Here is a 16,870-nt window from a genome sequence, read left to right on the forward strand (position 1 = left end):
TTCCTGAGCACGGTTCCCTGAACACGGTTTTCTGAAGAGACCGCCCCTATCAACCGGAGGACGCCCTATGGCATCGTCGGAAAGCTATCCCTCGCAGGGCTGGCCGCAGGACCAGCAGAACCAGGACCAGAACCAGAATTTCTTACCGAACACCAACGGCGTCGCCGTCGCCGCACTGGTGCTGGGAATCCTCGCCGTGGTCTTCTTCTGGACCGTGGTCGGGGGCATTCTGCTCGGCCTGATCGGGCTGGTTCTTGGCATCATCGGAATACGCAGGGCGCGCGCCGGAAGAGCTCCCAAGCGGTCCATGGCGGTCGTCGGCACGGTGCTTTCGGCCCTGGGGATCATTGGCGGTGCGGGCATTCTGATCGCCGGAGTCTCCATCCTGAACTCCGACTCGTTCAAGAACTACTCGGATTGCGTACAGCACGCGCACTCCCAGTCGGCCAAGGAAAAATGCGCACGTGACTTCAAGGACCACACCGGCAACTGATCAGCTTCACCTGTGGAGGTCTGCGCCGACCTTGCGGGAGTCGGCCCGTTCCACCCGGGCCGGACGTTCCCCGCCGGCCGCCGGCTGGGCGGTGCCCGTGGCGGTGGCGGTGGACCGGCAGGCTTCGAGGACGCCGTCCGCGGCCAGGACGGCGTCCTCGACGGACCGGGTGGAGGTCGCGGCGCACAGGGTGTGGGTGACGTCTTCCAGCGCGCGCCGTCCGGCGGCGGTGTCCTGTTCGAGCAGTGCGATGCGCGCTGTCGCGTAACGGGCCAGGAGCATCCTCAGCACTTGAGGATCGGGGGTCAGCATCGAGAGAAACCCTCCTCGGGTTGGTTACCCACCGCGTGCCCGCGATCCCGCTCCGTACACGTCATCCCGCTCCGTACACGTCCGGCGGGGCGTTGTCCGTACCCGCCGGACGGCGTTGAGCCCGGCAGCCCTCAGGGCTGCCGGGCTCAACGCCGTCCGCGCACTACTTGTCCTTGAACACGTCCTTGATGGCTTCCTTGGCCTTGCGGGCGTCACCCTTGGTCTCCTCGGCGCGGCCCTCGGCCTGCAGCGACTCGTTGCCCACGGCATCACCGACGGTCTTCTTGACCTTGCCCTTGACCTGCTCGCCCTTGGCCTGTGCCTTCTCGTCCGCAGTCACGATCACTCACGTCCTGACCTACTCGAAAACAGTGTCATCGCAGTTCCTTTCCGCAGGACTCTCCTTCAAACACCGGCTGTTATTTACGCAGGGAATCGCAGGCTCAGGCGGCCGGGACAGTTGCTGTGCGGAAACTTTTTGCGGAGACGGAGAGTGAAGCGAGAGGGGTGGGGCAGTCGTTGCTTTGGAGGTTGATAATCATGGTTCCTATTCTTCTTGTTCTGGTCCTTGCCCTGATCCTTTTCGGCGCCGGTTTTGCGGTGCAGGCCCTGTGGTGGATCGCTGCCATCGTGCTGGTGGTGTGGCTGCTCGGCTTCGTCGTCCGCCCGGCGGCGAGTGGCGGGAAGCGTGGTCGCTGGTACCGCTGGTAGTCAGCGCGTACCGGTCGCACGGAACAGAAAAATCGAAATGATAATTCCCCCGCATGGAAATGTGTGGGCACGGGACACCGGGGCATTCGGTGTTCTGGCTGCGGATCGCAGCGAATCGCTACGAGAGCAAAAATGAGGGAGTCATATGAGTGACAGCATCTGGGGCTACCAGCCGACCACCGGCCACACCACGGGCACCGACCTGACCGGGTACAAGGTCGAGGCGACCGACGGCAGCATCGGCAAGGTCGACAAGCACTCGGACGACGTCAACTCCGCATATCTGGTGGTCGACACCGGTGTATGGATCTTCGGTAAGCACGTACTGCTGCCGGCCGGTACCGTACGCACGATCGACGCGGCGGAGCGGAAGATCATCGTCGACCTCACCAAGGACCAGATCAAGAACTCCCCCGAGTTCGACAAGGACAAGCATGTGGGTGACGCGGGCTACCACGAGCAGGTCGGCGGCTATTACCAGAGCCACCGCCGCCCCTGATACCACCGCACCACGCCATGAAGCGGGGCCGTCCAGATACCTTCTGGACGGCCCCGCTTCATGCCGTGACGCAGCCGCTGAACGCGGGACGCAGCTGAACACCGGTCGACAAATGGCACGAAACCAGGGGCTACCCCCGGTACGACTTGCGTTCGGGGGGCGCACACGTGGTGGGATGAGCCGATGCGACCCCCCACACGCATACCCTCGCATCCGCCCAATCCCTACGACGAGCTGGCACAACTCAGCGACCCGGAGCCGGGCTTCGAGCCGTACGGCTATGACCAGCGCCGCCCCGACGAGCGCCGTTACGACGAGCGCGACCCCCTCGGCCTGGGCCTGAGGTCCGACCACGACGAGACGGGTGCCGTCCCCGGCGACGGACGAGATGACGCCGACGACGCCTGGTCGCCGCCCAACCACCGGGCCCGGAGCCGGTTCGCCGCCGTGTCCACCGTGGCCAAGGTCGCCATCGCCGCCCTGGTCTGCACGGGCTTCCTCTTCCTCGCCGACCGCTTCGCCGAGCTGTACGCGCAGAACAAGGCCGCCGAGAAACTCCAGCAGTCGCTGCACCTGGTGACCAGGCCGGAGGTCGACATCCACGGATTCCCGTTCCTCACCCAGGTGCTGGACAAGCACCTCTCCCGGGTCGACGTGTCCGTACCCGACGTCCCGGCCGACCGGGTCTCGCTCGCGGAGGTGCACGCCACCGCCAAGGACATCCGGATCAACGGAGACCTCCCCAGCTCCATCAAGGGCGCCGTGGTCGGCTCGATGGACGGCGACGTCTTTCTCTCCTTCGCGGACATGAACCGCGAGCTCGGCGCCTCGCAGGTCAAGTTCACCGACCAGGGCCACGACTCGATCGACGTCCGTGGCGGCCTGCCCGTTGCGGGTACCCAGGTGCGGCTCCAGGCCAAGGCGCACGTCCAGCGGGACGGCGGCCGTGCGGTCTCCACGACCGTCGACCACATGCGGGTCGAGGTCCCCGGTATCGCGACGTACACGCCCGGCCGGGACCGCGCGCACTCCGGTCTGCGGCTCGCCCCCGAGGCGGCCGCCCGGATCGCCCGCGAGAAGAACCACATCAAGGCGCTGCTCTCCGTGCCGTCCGTGGTCGACCGGATCGGCGTACCGCAGAAGCGGGTGCAGCAGGCGCTGCACAGTGACGACGAGCTGCACCGGCTGGCCGGCACACCGCGCTTCGCCCACCAGCTGATGCGGGTCAACCTGGTCGACGAGGTCGCCGCCCACCCCTGGCTGCTGCAGAAGGCCGGCATCGACCCCAAGCTGATCTCCGCTGTGATGAACCTGCGCCCGCCGGAGCTGTCCAGCCAGTTCTCGCTGTCCTTCAAGCTGCCCAAGGCTCCCGGCGACATCAGCCTGCGCCATGTGGTGGTGGACAAGGACGGGATCAGGGCCGACCTGGCGGGCTCCGGCCTGCGTCTGGGCAAGCAGGGCTGAGCGAGCAGGGTCGAGGCGGACGGCGGGGGCAGGGGTCAGTGGGCGGTGAGGCCGCCGTCGACCACGAGTTCGGAGCCGGTGACGAACGAGGACTCGTCGCAGGCGAGGAAAAGCATGGCCGAGGCGATCTCCTCGGCGCGGCCCGCACGGCGCATGGGGGTGCGCACGATGTCCGGCTGCTGGTCGCCCTGCTCGTCGAGGAGCTCCTGGATCATGGGCGTGGCGATGACACCGGGGTGGATGGAGTTGACCCGTACGCCCTGGCGGGCGTATTCGACGGCGGCGGTCTTGCTCAGCAGGCGCACGGCGCCCTTGGACGCCTGGTAGGCGGCGGCTGCTCCGCTGCCCACGATCCCCAGGACGGACGAGGTGTTGATCACCGAGGCGTTGCCGGTGGCGCGGAGCAGGGGCATGGCTGCCCTCATCCCGAGCCAGGTCCCTTTCTGGTTGACGTCGATGACGCGGTCCCACATGTCTTCCCGGGTGCCCTCGATGCCAGGCCAGTCCACGATGCCCGCGAGGTTGACGAGAACGTCCATGGTGCCGAACCGCTCGCGTACGGTGCGGATCACGTCGTCCCATTCCCGGGCGGAGGAGACGTCCAGTACCGCGGTCATCACCGTGCCACCGGTCTTCTCGATCCGCCGGGCCAGGGCGCCGAGGGGTGCTCCGGCCACATCGGTGATGACCAGGTGTGCGCCTTCGCGGGCGAACAGCTCGGCGGTCGCGACGCCGATTCCGCCCGTCGCGCCGGTGATCAGCGCGACCTTGCCGTCAAGCCGTTGTCCAGTCATGGTGGTGCGCTCTTCCTCTTCGATTCCTCTTCGATCGCGCTCGCGATGCGGCGCGGCCGGTGAGATGTGCGGTCAGGCCGCCGTGAATCCGCCGTCGGCGGCGACCACCGCGCCGGTCATGAAGCTGGAGCGGGCCGAGGCGAGGAACCCGATGATCTCGGCGATCTCCTCCGGCTGCGCGACGCGGCCCAACGGGTGTGCGGCGGCAAAGGAGCGCAGGTAGGCGCGGCTGTCGTCGCGGATGTTGTCGAGCATGTCGGTCTCGATCACGCCCGGTGCCACGGCGTTGGCCCGGATGTTGTGGGGGCCGCCTTCCAGGGCGATGACCTTCGTCAGCTGGGCCAGGGCTCCCTTCGACGCGCTGTAGGCCGATCCCTCGGGCAACCCGACCGTGCAGGTGTAGGAGCCGACGTTGACGATCGCCCCGCCCCGTGCGTTCTCGCGCATGGCGCGGAACGCCTCCCGCGCATGAAGGAACGCGCCGCGGGCGTTGACGGCCATCAGGGAGTCCCAGTCCTCCGCGGTGGTCTCGGTGAACGGCCTGTTCAGTGTCCGCCCCGCGTTGTTGACCAGAATGTCCAGCCTGCCGAAACGCTTCCGGGCCAGTTCCACCGCCCGCAGGGCCGTCTCCTCCCGGGAGACGTCGCCGATCAGGGTGGCCACACCGTCGAACTCCGCTTTCAGGTGCTCCACTTCGGGCCGGATGTCCTCGGCCAGAACCCGCACCCCCCGGGTGTGCAGCCACGCCACAGTGGCTCTGCCGACGCCACGCGCGGCACCGGTCACCACCGCCACCGTGCCGCTCATGGCGTCGTCCGCCGGGGTGGTGAGCCGTCCGGTGTCTGTCGTCATCTCTGCTCTCCCTGCTCAGGGGCTCCACGCTCAGGGGCTCCACGTTCAGGGCCCCACTGAGGTGGGCGGGTGGACGGTGGCAATGCCCTGGCGGCATTGCGAGCCGTCCCGTCACCCGAGTCTGGGCGCCCCGCCGGCCGCCGACCAGGACGTGCGGTGCCTGGGTACCGCGCACCCAGGCGGCACCTCGCGGACACGGTCTGGCCTGGAGACACGCGTGACAACGCCGAGCCGCTCACTCCCGGGGCGCCCGCGCGAGCCGCTCACTCCCGGGGCGCCCGCGCGAGCCGCTCACTCCCGGGGCGCCGGGGGTTCCTCCGGTGGCGGGGTCGCGGCGCCCGGGATCCGCATGACCGCCTCCGTGCCGCCGCCCGGCGCGGGGTTGAGCGCGATGTCGCCGCCGGACTGCTGGACCGTACGGGCCACGATGGAGAGCCCGAGGCCCGAGCCGGGGAGGGAACGGGCCGTCGGGGACCGCCAGAACCGCTCGAAGACGTATGGGAGGTCGTCGGCCGGGATGCCGGGTCCGTGGTCCCGTACCGTCAGCCGGCCCTCGCCCAGCGCGACGTCGATGGTGCCGCCGGGCGGGCTGAACTTCACCGCGTTGTCCAGGACGTTGATCACGGCCCGCTCCAGCGCGGCCGGTTCGGCCCGTACGTACCAGGGCCGGAGCTCGGCCGTGATGGTCAGCTCGGGGCCGCGCAGCCGGGCCCGGTCCAGTGCGGACTGGGCGATGTCGTGCAGCGCGACGACGCCGAGGGTGTCCGGGGCGTGGGTGGCGTCCGAGCGCGAGAGTTCCTGCAAGTCGCCGATGAGCGCGGCCAGTTCGGTCATCTGGGCCTTGACCGACGCCATCAGGGCCTTGCGGTCGTCGGGCGGGATGGGGCGGCCGGTCTCCTCGCTGCGGGCGAGCAGCTCGACGTTGGTGCGGAGCGAGGTGAGCGGGGTGCGCAGCTCGTGCCCGGCGTCCGCGATGAGCTGCGCCTGACGGTCACGGGACTCGCCGAGCGCGGCGGTCATCGAGTTGAAGGACCGGGAGAGCCGGGCGATCTCGTCCTCGCCCTCGACCGGGATCCGGACGGTGAGGTCCTCCGTACGGGCCACGTGCTCGACGGCCTCGGTGAGTTCGTCGACCGGTTTCAGTCCGGCCCGCGCGATCCACAGCCCGGCGGCGCCCGCGCCGATGACACCGAGCCCGGAGACGCCGAGGAGGAGCAGGGCCAGTTCGCTGAGGGTGCTGCGGGTGTCCGCCAGCGGGTACGCGACCATCTGCGCGATGTCCGGGTAGGGGACGCCCGCCTGATAGAGCACGTGCGCCGTCAGGATCCGGACGGCGTGCCCGTCCGAGTCGGTGCCGTTGCGGTACTTGGCCAGCTCGGCGGTGCCGGACTTGGCCAGCGAACGGTCGCTGCCGGTGACCTTGATGGTGCCCGCGCCGCTGCGCACACAGGTGGTGCCGTCCGACTGGACGAGCTGCGCGTAGTACGGGGACGTCTGCTGGCCGAAGGTGCCGGGCCGCGCCGGTGCGCGGCAGTCGTTGAGGTTGTTGCGCAGTGTGGCGGGGTCGACGGGCTGGGTGTAGATCTGCCCCTTGAGCTTCGAGTCGATCTCGTCGTACAGCTTCCCCTGCACCAGGAACCAGCAGATCACCGAGACCACGGCCACCGCGAACGCCACCGCGGCGGCCGTCAGCATCGCCAACCGGGAGCGCAGCGGAAGCCGCTGGAACCAGCGCACGGGCCGGGGGGACGTCACTCCGCGCTCCCGGTCCGCAGCGCGTATCCCACACCCCGCACCGTGTGCACGAGGCGCGGTTCGCCGCCCGCCTCGGTCTTGCGCCGGAGGTACATCACGTACACGTCCAGCGAGTTGGACGACGGCTCGAAGTCGAAGCCCCACACCGCCTTGAGGATCTGCTCCCGGGTGAGTACCTGGCGCGGATGCGCCAGGAACATCTCAAGCAGGGTGAACTCGGTACGGGTCAGCTCCACCCGCCGCTCCCCGCGCACCACATCACGCGTCGAGAGGTCCATCCGCAGGTCGGCGAAGGACAGCACGTTGTCGTCGGGGACCTCGCCCGCGGTCGCCGCGTACGAACTGCGGCGCAGCAGTGCGCGGATGCGGGCGAACAGCTCGTCCAGTTCGAACGGCTTCACCAGATAGTCGTCGGCGCCCGCGTCGAGCCCGGTCACCCGGTCCCCGACCGTGTCGCGGGCGGTGAGCATCAGGATCGGGGTGGTCGACCCGGAAGCGCGGAGCCTGCGGGCCGCCGTCAGACCGTCCATGCGGGGCATCTGGATGTCGAGGACGATGAGATCCGGCTCGTACGGGGCCGCCTTCGTCAGCGCGTCCAGACCGTCGACGGCGACCTCCGTCCCGTACCCCTCGAAGGCGAGACTGCGGCGCAGCGCCTCGCGTACGGCGGGCTCGTCGTCGACGATCAGGATGCGCTGCTGGTCGTGACCGTCCTCGGCGGGGCTCATCGGCTCTCTGTCCTCGTTTACTGGGGGGCGTCGGTCTTCGGCGTGGCGTCCCTCAGCCTCGCACGGCGGACCGGCGGCGGCGTGCGGCACGCCCCTTGGAGCCGGCGGCGGAGGTGGCGGCGGCCCGCACCTCGGGGGCCCGCACGGCTGCCGCTCCTCCCCGGTCGGCCTGCGACTGGGCCAGTGCCAGGGGGAGCCCGAGATCGGCCGGGTCGGTCCAGGAGACCGCGGTGAGCAGGGCGTGCCTGGCTCGGTTGACGGTGACGTTGACGGTCACGGGGCCCTCCGGGGGTGATGGCCGGCGCGGTGCGTGCCGGCGGGTCGTGCTAGTTGCTGTTGCTGCCGCCCGCGCGCAGGTGGGCGAGGTCGGCCTTGACCGTGTTGATGGGGATGGCGAAGCCGAGGCCCACGCTCCCGGCGTCGCTCGAACTGTCGCTGCTCTGCGAACTGGCCGAGTACATGGCGGAGTTGATGCCGACGATCTCGCCGTTCATGTTGATCAGGGCACCACCGGAGTTGCCGGGGTTGAGCGAGGCGTCGGTCTGGAGCGCCTTGTACGTGGTGGTGGAGGAGCCGGTGTCGCCGTTGAACTGCCGACCGCCGAACTGGAACGGCCAGTTGCCGTCGCCGCCGCCCTGGCCCTGGCCCTGCTCCTGGCCTTCACCCTGTCCCTGGCCCTGTCCCTGACCCTGGCTCTGTCCCTGGCCCTCGTCCTTGGCGACGGTGACGTCCCGGTTCAGCGCCGAGATGATGCCGCTGGTGACGGTGCCGGTCAGGCCCTCGGGGGAGCCGATCGCCACGACCTGGTCGCCGACGGCGACATGGGACGAATCGCCGAGCGAGGCGGGCTTGAGGCCGGACGCGCCGTCCACCTTGATGAGGGCGAGGTCCTTGTCGGGATCGGTGCCGACCACCTTCGCCGTGTACGTCTTGCCGTCGCTCAGCGCGACCTTGACCGAGTCGGCACCGGAGATGACGTGGTTGTTGGTGACGATCTCACCGGCGGCGGTGACGATCACGCCCGCGCCGGTGGACTGTCCCGCCGTGGAGGTCGCCTTGACCTCCACGATGCTCGGCGAGACGGCCTGGGCGACACCGGAGACCGTGCCCTTGCTCGACTGCGAGACGGTGGTGCCGCTGACGGTGCCCGCGGGGTTCCCGCCGTTGCCACCGTTGTCCATCAGGGACTCGGCGAGCGCCGCCGAACCGCCGCCGATGACTGCCGCGACAATGGCGACAGCGGCGAGGAGGGCGACCGGCCGTTTGGCGCGCTTGGACGCGGCGTGATCCGCCGGGGCGGCCGGAGCCGGCGGCGGCCAGGCCGCTGTCGGCTGGTGTGCGGGCGGCGGCGGGTAGGACCGGGCCGTGTACGCATCGTCCTGCTGCGGGTTGGGGTACTGCTCCGGGTTCTCGGTCATGTCTCACAGCCTTGCCACCGACCATGAGAGTTTCCTGAGTGCCCGCTGAGAAGCCCGACAGAACCCCGTATGCCCGATATAAAGGCCCGACGGCCCTGCGGCCGGGCGGGGTTGACCCGGGGGCCCCGCGAAGGTGTGACGCGCAGCCGGGGGGAGGGTGAGGCGCGCGGGCGAGGGCGAGGAGAAGGAGAAGGAGAAGGAGAAGGAGAAGGAGAAGGAGAAGGAGAAGGAGAAGGAGACGCGCGGGTCAGCCGCAGCCGCAGGAACGGCGCACGACCAGCGCCGACGGGAACTGCTTCAGCCGCTCCCGCCGCGACCCCGCCACCCGCAGCGCGTCGTCCAGTACGAGATCGACCGCGGAGCGCGCCATCGCCGGGCGGTCCGAGTACACCGTCGTCAGCGGGGGGTCCGTCAGGGCCGCTTCCTTGACGTCGTCGAAGCCGGCCACCGCCAGCTCGGTGGGCACGTCGATCCGCAGCTCACGGGCGGCCCGCAGGACACCGATCGCCTGGTCGTCGGTCGAGCAGAAGATCGCCGGCGGCCGGTCGGGACCCGCGAGCAGCTTCAGCGCCACCTGGTACGCGTCGTAGCGGTTGTACGGGGCCTGGAAGAGCCGGCCGTCGACGGAGCGGCCCGACTCCTGCATGGCGCGCCGCCAGCCCTCGACGTGGTCGGCCACCGGGTCGCCGACGGCGGGCGTCGACTCGACGCCGCCCAGGCAGGCGACGTACGCGTAGCCGTGTTCGAGGAGGTGGCGGGTGGCGAGCTGGGCGCCGCCGATGTCGTCCGTGACGACGGCGACGTCGTCGATCGCCTCGGGCCGCTCGTGCAGCAGCACCACCCGGGCGTCCCACGCCTCTATCTCGGCGGCGGCGCGCTCGCTCATGCCCTGGCTGACCAGGATCAGGCCGGAGACCCGCATCCCGAGGAAGGCCCGCAGATAGTGGACCTCGCGCTCGTCGACGTAGTCGGAATTGCCGACGAGCACCATCTTTCCGCGCTCGGCGGCGGCCTGCTCGACCGCGTGCGCCATCTCCGCGAAGAAGGGCTGCCGGGCGTCCGGCACGATCATCCCTATGAGGTCGGTGCGCCGCGAGGCCATGGCCTGGGCCACCCGGTCCGGCCGGTACCCCAGCTCTTTGATCGCGTTGACTACCCGCTCGCGCGTGGCCGGGGCGACCGGCCTCGGCCCGTTGTTGATGACGTAGCTGACGACCGCGGTCGAAGTCCCCGCCAGTCGCGCCACATCGTCCCGCGTCACCTTGGCCACGCGCGGCAGTCTACGCGGATGGACCTGCCGTGGGACCTACCGTTTTACGGGCCGGGCCGCAGGCTCCCGGGAGCTCGCCGCGTCCTCCGTCCGGGTCAGTGCCTCAGCGGCCCGTTCGACGGCCTTGGCCTGGGCCTCTTCGGCCGCGCGCTCCACCTTCTCGGGGGTGACGAAGCGGTAGCCGACGTTGCGGACGGTGCCGATCAGCGACTCGTGCTCGGGGCCGAGCTTGGCGCGCAGCCGCCGTACGTGGACGTCGACCGTGCGCGTACCGCCGAAGTAGTCGTACCCCCAGACCTCCTGGAGCAGCTGGGCGCGGGTGAAGACCCGGCCCGGGTGCTGCGCGAGGTACTTGATCAGCTCGAACTCCTTGAAGGTCAGGTCCAGGACCCGGCCCTTGAGCTTCGCGCTGTACGTCGTCTCGTCGACCGAGAGGTCGCCGATCCGGATCTCGGTGGGGGAGTCGTCGGACGTGATCTGCTGGCGGCCCATCGCGAGCCGCAGCCGCGCCTCGACCTCGGCCGGGCCCGCGGTGTCGAGCAGGACGTCGTCCACGCCCCAGTCGGCCGTGACAGCCGCGAGACCGCCCTCGGTGACGACGAGGACCAGCGGACAGCCGGGCCCCGTCGAGTGGAGCAGCTGACAGAGGCTGCGGACCTGGGGCAGGTCGCGGCGCCCGTCCACGAGGATCACATCGGCACCCGGGGTGTCGATGAGAGCCGGGCCTTCGGCGGGAGCGACCCGCACACTGTGCAGCAGAAGTCCGAGGGCGGGTAGCACCTCCGTCGACGGCTGGAGGGCGTTGGTCAGGAGCAGCAGAGAACTCATCGCGCCCCACCTGCCGTGGTCGTCATACGGTCGTGCATATATCGCTCGCCCATTACGTCGGTTCCTCCTCGGTCCCTGCGACGGGGGCCCCTCCCACGCCGTTCGGGCAGTGGGGGCGTATGTGGCACTGCTTTTTTTCTGCGCATACCCCGGGCCCGGGGCTTGCTGCACCGTCCTGCGCGTTTCGTATACAACGCGCCGAAAGCACAAAAGGACCTGCAGGCAACTTTGCCCAGGTCCTCATCCGTCCAGAATAGCCCACATGACTTCTGCGTCAGAAGACCATTTCCGGAGGGCCTCTGTTCCCTTGGTCACTCCGGGCGACCTGAGGGTGATCCTTCGTACCCGGGACGGGGTGCCGATCGAGGCGCTGTACGAGCCGTGCGTGAAGGGTCCGGGCGACACGGTCATCGTGGTCGCGCACGGGTTCACGGGGTCCGTCGACCGGCCCGCGGTGCGGCGCGCCGCGGGGGTGTTCGCGCAGCGTGCGGCCGTGGTCACGTTCTCGTTCCGGGGGCACGGGCGGTCGGGCGGGCGCTCGACGGTGGGCGACAGGGAGGTGCTCGATCTGGCGGCGGCGGTCGAGTGGGCCCGCGGCCTCGGGCACAGCCGGGTGGTGACGGTCGGCTTCTCGATGGGCGGCTCTGTGGTGCTGAGGCATGCGGCGCTGTACGGGGCCGCCGGGGGTGACGCGGGGCTCGCGGGAGCACGTACGGACGCGGTGGCCGCGGTGAGCGCTCCCGCACGGTGGTACTACCGGGGGACCGCGCCGATGCGGCGGCTGCACTGGGTGGTCACGCGACCGCTGGGGCGGCTGGTGGGGCGGGTCGGCCTCCGGACCCGGATCCACACGGAGGACTGGGATCCGGTCCCGCTGTCGCCGGTGGACGCGGTGCCGCTGATCGCTCCCACGCCGCTGCTGATCGTGCACGGGGACCGGGACCCCTACTTTCCGCTGGACCATCCGCGGATGCTGGCCGCGGCCGCGGGGCCGGGGGCCGTGGAGCTCTGGGTGGAGACGGGGATGGGGCACGCGGAGAACGCGGCCGGGGACGCGTTGCTGGCGCGGGTGGGGGAGTGGCTGATGCGGTAGGGGTCTGCGGGGCTGGTGACGGGGCAGGGGCGCGGAGGCGCCCGCGCACCCGGCATCATGGACCCGCGCGACGCAAACCAATGAGGAGTACCCATGCCCGCGGGAACCATCCGCTACTGGGCCGCCGCCAAGGCCGCCGCAGGCACAGCCGAGGAGCCGTACAGCGGCGCCACCCTGGCCGAAGCACTCGACGCGGCGCGCGAGCGGCACCCCGGTGAGCTGGCGCAGGTGCTGCGCCGGTGTTCGTTCCTCGTCGACGGTGATCCCGTGGGGACCCGCGGCCATGAGACGGTACGGCTTGCCGAGGGCGGCACGGTCGAGGTGCTCCCGCCGTTCGCAGGAGGGTGACCCCCCACATGAGTGATCAGCCATATCCGTACGGGCAGCCGCAGCAGCCCGATCCGCGGTCCTCCCAGGACCCGAACGGGTACCAGGACGCGCACCCGCACGATCCGTTCACCCAGACCTGGAGCGCGCAGACCTGGGACACCCAGTTCCAGCCGGTGCAGGAGCCGGCCCAGCAGCCTGTGCGGGAACCGGTGCAGGAGCCCGTGCAGCAGTCGTACGCGGCCCCGCCGCAGGACCCGTACGGCCGGCAGCAGGCCTCGTACGGCCAGGATCCGTACGCCCAGGATCCGTACGCCCAGCAGCCTGCGTACCAGCAGAACCACGGTTACCAGCAGGACCAGCAGGACCAGCAGGGTCACGAGAACCAGCAGAGTCACCAGAACCACCAGAACCAGCCGTATCAGCCGTATCAGCAGCACGAGGCGCAGCAGCCGCAGCAGCCCTACACCGGCCCCGAATCCACTTACCTCCCCCCGCAGTCGCTCCCCCTTCCTCCTGAGGCGCCCGCTCCCGCGCCGTACGCCGCGCGGCCCGCGCCCGCGCCTGCCGTCGCCGAGGCGCCCGCAGCGGCGGCGCCCGCCGACGGCCCCGCGTACAGCGCCCCCAGCACGGTCGGTCAGGCGCGGGTCACCGACGCGCAGCGGGCCCGTGCGGAAGGGCGGTCGCCGATCATCGCTCCGGGGATGCAGCCCGCCGCACTGACGGCCGGGCTCGGGATCCTGCTCGCCGTCGCCGCGTTCGGCGGGCGGTACGCCCTGGTCGTGCCGCTGCTGGTGCTCCAGGCCGTCACCGCCGCCGGCTGGTTCCGGCTGAACGGCATGTGGCCCGCCCGGCAGGGCATCGCGCTCGCCTTCCTCGGCGGTGTCGTCGCGGACATCGCCCTGCTCGTCGCGGGCGCGGACCACGGGCCCGCCGCGATCATCGGCACCCTCGGAGTCTGGGTGCTGCTCACGCTCGTGCTCCAGCTGCGCAGCCATGCACCGGCCGACGAGCGGATGGCCGGACTGATGGCCACCATCGCCTCCTCCGCGCTCACCATCGTCGCGACGGGCATCCTCGCCTCGTCCATGGACGCGGTGACGGTCGGCTGTACGGCCGTGGCGGTCGCAGCCGTCGTCCGCGCGCTCCCGCTGCCCGGCCCCGCCGGGGTCGTAGCCGCCCTGGTCGCGGCGGCGGCCGCCGGAGCCCTGGCGGGCAGTGTCACCGGGCCCGGGATCCAGGGCGCGCTGCTCGGGTTCGCGGCCGGCGGCTGCGCTCTGATCGGGCTGCGCGTCGCGAGCTACGACTACCCGTCCCGGTTCGTCCACATGACGGCCGGAGTGGCCCTGCCGCTCTCGGCCGCGGCACCCGCCGTCTACCTGATCGGCCGACTGATCGCTTGATCGCCCCGTTAGGCTCGGGTCCGTGCCACCGGCACGCATCAGGACTCGGGTACGAGCAGGGGGACGACCGGCCATGCGAGCACTGCGGACTCTGCTCATCGTCGTCGTGGTGCTGGGCGGGCTCTTCGTCCTGGCCGACCGGATCGCGGTCCATGTCGCGGAGAACAAGGCGGCGGACCGAATACGCAGCACCGAGGGCCTGTCGGCCTCCCCCGACGTGGACATCAAGGGCTTCCCGTTCCTGACGCAGGTCCTCGACAAGAAGCTCGGCCGGGTCGACGTCACGCTCAAGGGCGTCGACGCGAGCGCGTCCGGCCGCCACGTGCGGATCACCGAGGTACGGGCCGAACTGCACGACGTCACGGTCTCCAGCACCTTCAGCAGCGCCGTGGCGGCGCGCGCCAGCGGCAGCGCGCACATCTCGTACGCGGACCTCACCAGGGCGTCCGACTCCGGCGCCAAGCTCGCCTACGCGGGAAACGGCAAGGTCAAGGTGACCGGCTCGGTCGCCGTCCTGGGGCGGACCGTCAGCCGCAGTGTGACCTCGACGGTGACCATGGTGGGGACGAACCGGATCAAGGTGCACGCGGACACGGTGCCCGGCGAGGGCATCCCCGGCCTGGAGGGCCTGGTCCGGCAGAAGACGGACTTCGAGAGCACGGTCGGCGGGCTGCCCGCGGGTCTGAAACTCAGCGAGCTGCGGGCCACACCGGACGGCGTCGACATCGGCGTCACGGGGACGCACGTCGTGCTGGCCGGGCAGTAGGGGAGCAGGCGCAGCAGGGGCGGTAGCGGCAGCAGGGGGCAGCAGGTCGGGGCCGGACAGTCGGAGATGACCGGATGGTGAGACGGAGGAGTCCGGTCCGCAGATGGTGGGCAGGTACGGAATCGTGGGGATCCCGGGCCGTGCGCGCCGCATCGACACCTCGTCCCGCATCGCGGACGATCGTGTCTCATTGACTGAAACGGCGGTGACATCTCCGCCCGTACTTCCCTACGATCGTCCGTATGAAGCAGCAGGCGGATCTCACGAAGCGGCGGGCAGTCGACCTGTGCCGCGTCGCCGCCATGCTCTGTCGCGCCTTCTGAGCGGGAGCTCCGACTCCCGAATCCCCCGGGTCCCCCGACCGTTCTGTCAGGGCCACCCCCCGCGGTGCCGGACGCGCTCTGTCTCCCGGCCTCCGTGGATCCGTACGCCGACACCACCGCACCATCCCGCCGCACGTCCCCAGGCTCCGCAGGAGCAGGGGGGATTCCCCATCCCCGGAGGAGATTCCGCATGAGCCGCAGCGACGTTCTGGTAGACGCCGACTGGGTCGAGGCCCACATCGACGACCCGCAGGTCGCCATCGTCGAGGTGGACGAGGACACCTCTGCGTACGAGAAGAACCACATCAGGAACGCGATCCGGATCGACTGGACCAAGGACCTCCAGGACCCGGTCCGCCGTGACTTCATCGACCAGGCCGGCTTCGAGAAGCTGCTGTCGGAGAAGGGCATCGGCAACGACACGACCGTCGTGCTCTACGGCGGCAACAACAACTGGTTCGCCTCGTACGCCTTCTGGTACTTCAAGCTCTACGGCCACAGCGACGTCCGGCTGCTCGACGGCGGCCGCAAGAAGTGGGAGCTCGACTCCCGCGACCTCGTCGACGCCGTGCCGTCCCGCCCGGCCACCACGTACAAGGCCAAGCCGCAGGACGAGTCGATCCGCGCCTACCGCGACGACGTGGTGGCCGCGATCAACAGCAAGAACCTGGTCGACGTCCGGTCGCCCGACGAGTTCAGCGGCAAGCTGCTCGCCCCGGCGCACCTTCCCCAGGAGCAGTCGCAGCGCCCCGGCCACGTGCCGAGCGCCCGCAACATCCCGTGGTCGAAGAACGCCAACGACGACGGCACCTTCAAGTCGGACGACGAGCTCAAGGCCCTCTATGAGGACGAGCAGGTCGACCTGGCCAAGGACACCATCGCGTACTGCCGCATCGGTGAGCGCTCCGCGCTGACGTGGTTCGTCCTGCACGAGCTGCTCGGCCAGGAGAACGTCAAGAACTACGACGGCTCGTGGACCGAGTACGGCTCGCTGGTGGGCGTGCCGATCGAGCTCGGCGCCAACAAGTAGTACCGACCTTCACCAACCTCTCAGGCCCCTCAGGAGAACAGCATGTGCGGAGCGAAGGCCGGCGGCCCGGACGCCTCGACGATCAAGCCCGGTGAGACCACGATCCAGGGCAGCGTGACCCGTGACGGCGAGCCCGTCACCGGTTATGTGCGGCTGCTGGACTCGACCGGCGAGTTCACCGCCGAGGTTCCGACCTCGGCGACCGGACAGTTCCGGTTCTACGCGGCCGAGGGCACGTGGACGCTGCGCGCTCTCGTCCCGGGTGGCACGGCGGACCGCACGGTCGTCGCGCAGACCGGCGGCCTCGCGGAGATCGCGATCGCTGTCTGATCGAGCGGTACCTGAACCGGCCGGAGGGCCGCACCCCAGGGGGTTGGACGCCACTTGGACCGGGTGCGGCCCTCCGTGCCGTCCGGATGCGGAGAAGGACCGAGCGCCGTCCGGGGGCGGGGAGTTACCGATCGGTCTTACGCTGGAGGCATGTACTCGCGACGTCGGCGCGGCTATTTCCTGCTGATGGGCGGCTGTCTGCTGCTCTTCATCTCCGCCTGGGCCTTCGTACGTCTCTGGTCGGTGCCTGCCGCCATCGGCATGTGTTTCGTGGCGATGGTCATCCCGCCGGTCGCGGCGATCGTCGGCAACCGGCGCGGCCCGGAGGACCGCTGGTGGGACGAGCAGCCGCCCGACCACGGATCCGCGGACACGCGCACGGACAAGCACACCGATCTGCCGCCGTCGGGGGACCGCACGTCCGACGAGTGGTGGGACGAGCTGGACGGGAAGAAACGGCGCCGGTAGGGGCCC

General features: G+C 70.2%; 22 protein-coding genes. 12 read left to right on the forward strand and 10 right to left on the reverse strand.

What is annotated here, in order from left to right; all coding sequences use genetic code 11:
• Positions 1-67: 67 nt before the first annotated feature.
• Positions 68-493 (forward strand): DUF4190 domain-containing protein, encoded by a 426-nt coding sequence (locus OG285_RS18690; protein ID WP_371791616.1) that lies wholly within the window; start codon positions 68-70, stop codon positions 491-493.
• A gap of 6 nt (positions 494-499) precedes the next feature.
• On the opposite strand, the gene OG285_RS18695 is transcribed toward OG285_RS18690, so the two are convergent.
• The gene (locus OG285_RS18695) at positions 500-805 is read right to left on the reverse strand and encodes a DUF5133 domain-containing protein (protein WP_371791617.1); all 306 of its coding nucleotides are present in this window, start codon (positions 803-805) and stop codon (positions 500-502) included.
• 163 nt (positions 806-968) lie between these two features.
• Positions 969-1,145 (reverse strand): CsbD family protein, encoded by a 177-nt coding sequence (locus OG285_RS18700; protein ID WP_356827543.1) that lies wholly within the window; start codon positions 1,143-1,145, stop codon positions 969-971.
• Between the two features lie 200 nt (positions 1,146-1,345).
• On the opposite strand from OG285_RS18700, the gene OG285_RS18705 reads away from it, so the two are divergent.
• The 3 genes from OG285_RS18705 (at position 1,346) to OG285_RS18715 (ending at position 3,479) form a co-directional block, all read left to right on the forward strand.
• A complete protein-coding gene (locus tag OG285_RS18705; protein ID WP_356827545.1) occupies positions 1,346-1,516 on the forward strand; it encodes a hydrophobic protein in 171 nt (56 codons plus the stop codon).
• Between the two features lie 145 nt (positions 1,517-1,661).
• Complete coding sequence (locus OG285_RS18710; RefSeq protein ID WP_356827547.1) at positions 1,662-2,015, forward strand: PRC-barrel domain-containing protein; 354 nt, start codon at positions 1,662-1,664, stop codon at positions 2,013-2,015.
• A gap of 183 nt (positions 2,016-2,198) precedes the next feature.
• Positions 2,199-3,479: a DUF2993 domain-containing protein gene (locus tag OG285_RS18715; RefSeq protein WP_371791618.1), complete on the forward strand. Its 1,281-nt coding sequence runs from the start codon at positions 2,199-2,201 to the stop codon at positions 3,477-3,479.
• A gap of 35 nt (positions 3,480-3,514) precedes the next feature.
• Here OG285_RS18715 and OG285_RS18720 read toward each other — a convergent pair whose 3' ends face one another.
• The 8 genes from OG285_RS18720 to OG285_RS18755 form a co-directional block, all read right to left on the reverse strand.
• Positions 3,515-4,273, reverse strand: coding sequence for a glucose 1-dehydrogenase (locus OG285_RS18720; RefSeq protein ID WP_356827551.1), 759 nt, complete (start codon positions 4,271-4,273; stop codon positions 3,515-3,517).
• 72 nt (positions 4,274-4,345) lie between these two features.
• Entirely contained in the window at positions 4,346-5,125 is a 780-nt protein-coding gene (locus OG285_RS18725) for an SDR family oxidoreductase (protein WP_356827553.1), read from the reverse strand.
• A gap of 291 nt (positions 5,126-5,416) precedes the next feature.
• Positions 5,417-6,820, reverse strand: coding sequence for a sensor histidine kinase (locus OG285_RS18730; protein ID WP_371793564.1), 1,404 nt, complete (start codon positions 6,818-6,820; stop codon positions 5,417-5,419).
• A 56-nt stretch (positions 6,821-6,876) separates the two neighbouring features.
• Complete coding sequence (locus tag OG285_RS18735; protein WP_356827555.1) at positions 6,877-7,608, reverse strand: response regulator transcription factor; 732 nt, start codon at positions 7,606-7,608, stop codon at positions 6,877-6,879.
• Between the two features lie 52 nt (positions 7,609-7,660).
• Positions 7,661-7,885 (reverse strand): hypothetical protein, encoded by a 225-nt coding sequence (locus OG285_RS18740; RefSeq protein ID WP_356827557.1) that lies wholly within the window; start codon positions 7,883-7,885, stop codon positions 7,661-7,663.
• 49 nt (positions 7,886-7,934) lie between these two features.
• A complete protein-coding gene (locus OG285_RS18745) occupies positions 7,935-9,026 on the reverse strand; it encodes a S1C family serine protease (RefSeq protein ID WP_371791619.1) in 1,092 nt (363 codons plus the stop codon).
• A 247-nt stretch (positions 9,027-9,273) separates the two neighbouring features.
• Entirely contained in the window at positions 9,274-10,296 is a 1,023-nt protein-coding gene (locus OG285_RS18750) for a LacI family DNA-binding transcriptional regulator (RefSeq protein ID WP_356827560.1), read from the reverse strand.
• Between the two features lie 36 nt (positions 10,297-10,332).
• Positions 10,333-11,124, reverse strand: a complete 792-nt coding sequence (locus OG285_RS18755) for a response regulator transcription factor (protein ID WP_356827562.1) — start codon at positions 11,122-11,124, stop codon at positions 10,333-10,335.
• Positions 11,125-11,386: 262 nt separating this feature from the next.
• On the opposite strand from OG285_RS18755, the gene OG285_RS18760 reads away from it, so the two are divergent.
• The 8 genes from OG285_RS18760 (at position 11,387) to OG285_RS18795 (ending at position 16,864) form a co-directional block, all read left to right on the forward strand.
• Complete coding sequence (locus OG285_RS18760; protein WP_356827564.1) at positions 11,387-12,217, forward strand: alpha/beta fold hydrolase; 831 nt, start codon at positions 11,387-11,389, stop codon at positions 12,215-12,217.
• A gap of 93 nt (positions 12,218-12,310) precedes the next feature.
• Positions 12,311-12,565, forward strand: coding sequence for a MoaD/ThiS family protein (locus OG285_RS18765; protein ID WP_266855489.1), 255 nt, complete (start codon positions 12,311-12,313; stop codon positions 12,563-12,565).
• A gap of 8 nt (positions 12,566-12,573) precedes the next feature.
• On the forward strand, positions 12,574-13,947 hold the full coding sequence (locus OG285_RS18770) for a hypothetical protein (protein ID WP_371791620.1): 1,374 nt from the start codon (positions 12,574-12,576) through the stop codon (positions 13,945-13,947).
• A 73-nt stretch (positions 13,948-14,020) separates the two neighbouring features.
• Positions 14,021-14,713: a DUF2993 domain-containing protein gene (locus OG285_RS18775; RefSeq protein WP_371791621.1), complete on the forward strand. Its 693-nt coding sequence runs from the start codon at positions 14,021-14,023 to the stop codon at positions 14,711-14,713.
• A 242-nt stretch (positions 14,714-14,955) separates the two neighbouring features.
• Positions 14,956-15,036 (forward strand): Ms5788A family Cys-rich leader peptide, encoded by an 81-nt coding sequence (locus tag OG285_RS18780; RefSeq protein ID WP_356828304.1) that lies wholly within the window; start codon positions 14,956-14,958, stop codon positions 15,034-15,036.
• A 190-nt stretch (positions 15,037-15,226) separates the two neighbouring features.
• Positions 15,227-16,066 (forward strand): sulfurtransferase, encoded by an 840-nt coding sequence (locus OG285_RS18785; protein ID WP_266855492.1) that lies wholly within the window; start codon positions 15,227-15,229, stop codon positions 16,064-16,066.
• A 42-nt stretch (positions 16,067-16,108) separates the two neighbouring features.
• Positions 16,109-16,396: a DUF1416 domain-containing protein gene (locus tag OG285_RS18790; RefSeq protein WP_164259678.1), complete on the forward strand. Its 288-nt coding sequence runs from the start codon at positions 16,109-16,111 to the stop codon at positions 16,394-16,396.
• A gap of 150 nt (positions 16,397-16,546) precedes the next feature.
• A complete protein-coding gene (locus OG285_RS18795; protein WP_356827571.1) occupies positions 16,547-16,864 on the forward strand; it encodes a DUF3099 domain-containing protein in 318 nt (105 codons plus the stop codon).
• Positions 16,865-16,870 lie beyond the last annotated feature (6 nt).

It is taken from the genome of Streptomyces sp. NBC_01471, assembly GCF_041438865.1.
Lineage (GTDB): Bacteria > Actinomycetota > Actinomycetes > Streptomycetales > Streptomycetaceae > Streptomyces.

Excerpts from the sequence above, each read along its gene's own strand:
- OG285_RS18765 (WP_266855489.1), top strand. The coding sequence starts at position 12,311 with ATGCCCGCGGGAACCATCCGCTACTGGGCCGCCGCCAAGGCCGCCGCA.
- OG285_RS18690 (WP_371791616.1), top strand. The coding sequence starts at position 68 with ATGGCATCGTCGGAAAGCTATCCCTCGCAGGGCTGGCCGCAGGACCAG.
- OG285_RS18735 (WP_356827555.1), bottom strand. The coding sequence starts at position 7,608 with ATGAGCCCCGCCGAGGACGGTCACGACCAGCAGCGCATCCTGATCGTC.
- OG285_RS18770 (WP_371791620.1), top strand. The coding sequence starts at position 12,574 with ATGAGTGATCAGCCATATCCGTACGGGCAGCCGCAGCAGCCCGATCCG.
- OG285_RS18715 (WP_371791618.1), top strand. The coding sequence starts at position 2,199 with ATGCGACCCCCCACACGCATACCCTCGCATCCGCCCAATCCCTACGAC.
- OG285_RS18725 (WP_356827553.1), bottom strand. The coding sequence starts at position 5,125 with ATGACGACAGACACCGGACGGCTCACCACCCCGGCGGACGACGCCATG.
- OG285_RS18695 (WP_371791617.1), bottom strand. The coding sequence starts at position 805 with ATGCTGACCCCCGATCCTCAAGTGCTGAGGATGCTCCTGGCCCGTTAC.
- OG285_RS18710 (WP_356827547.1), top strand. The coding sequence starts at position 1,662 with ATGAGTGACAGCATCTGGGGCTACCAGCCGACCACCGGCCACACCACG.
- OG285_RS18785 (WP_266855492.1), top strand. The coding sequence starts at position 15,227 with ATGAGCCGCAGCGACGTTCTGGTAGACGCCGACTGGGTCGAGGCCCAC.
- OG285_RS18705 (WP_356827545.1), top strand. The coding sequence starts at position 1,346 with ATGGTTCCTATTCTTCTTGTTCTGGTCCTTGCCCTGATCCTTTTCGGC.
- OG285_RS18760 (WP_356827564.1), top strand. The coding sequence starts at position 11,387 with ATGACTTCTGCGTCAGAAGACCATTTCCGGAGGGCCTCTGTTCCCTTG.
- OG285_RS18790 (WP_164259678.1), top strand. The coding sequence starts at position 16,109 with ATGTGCGGAGCGAAGGCCGGCGGCCCGGACGCCTCGACGATCAAGCCC.
- OG285_RS18795 (WP_356827571.1), top strand. The coding sequence starts at position 16,547 with ATGTACTCGCGACGTCGGCGCGGCTATTTCCTGCTGATGGGCGGCTGT.
- OG285_RS18775 (WP_371791621.1), top strand. The coding sequence starts at position 14,021 with ATGCGAGCACTGCGGACTCTGCTCATCGTCGTCGTGGTGCTGGGCGGG.
- OG285_RS18745 (WP_371791619.1), bottom strand. The coding sequence starts at position 9,026 with ATGACCGAGAACCCGGAGCAGTACCCCAACCCGCAGCAGGACGATGCG.
- OG285_RS18780 (WP_356828304.1), top strand. The coding sequence starts at position 14,956 with ATGAAGCAGCAGGCGGATCTCACGAAGCGGCGGGCAGTCGACCTGTGC.
- OG285_RS18720 (WP_356827551.1), bottom strand. The coding sequence starts at position 4,273 with ATGACTGGACAACGGCTTGACGGCAAGGTCGCGCTGATCACCGGCGCG.
- OG285_RS18730 (WP_371793564.1), bottom strand. The coding sequence starts at position 6,820 with ATGCTGACGGCCGCCGCGGTGGCGTTCGCGGTGGCCGTGGTCTCGGTG.
- OG285_RS18755 (WP_356827562.1), bottom strand. The coding sequence starts at position 11,124 with ATGAGTTCTCTGCTGCTCCTGACCAACGCCCTCCAGCCGTCGACGGAG.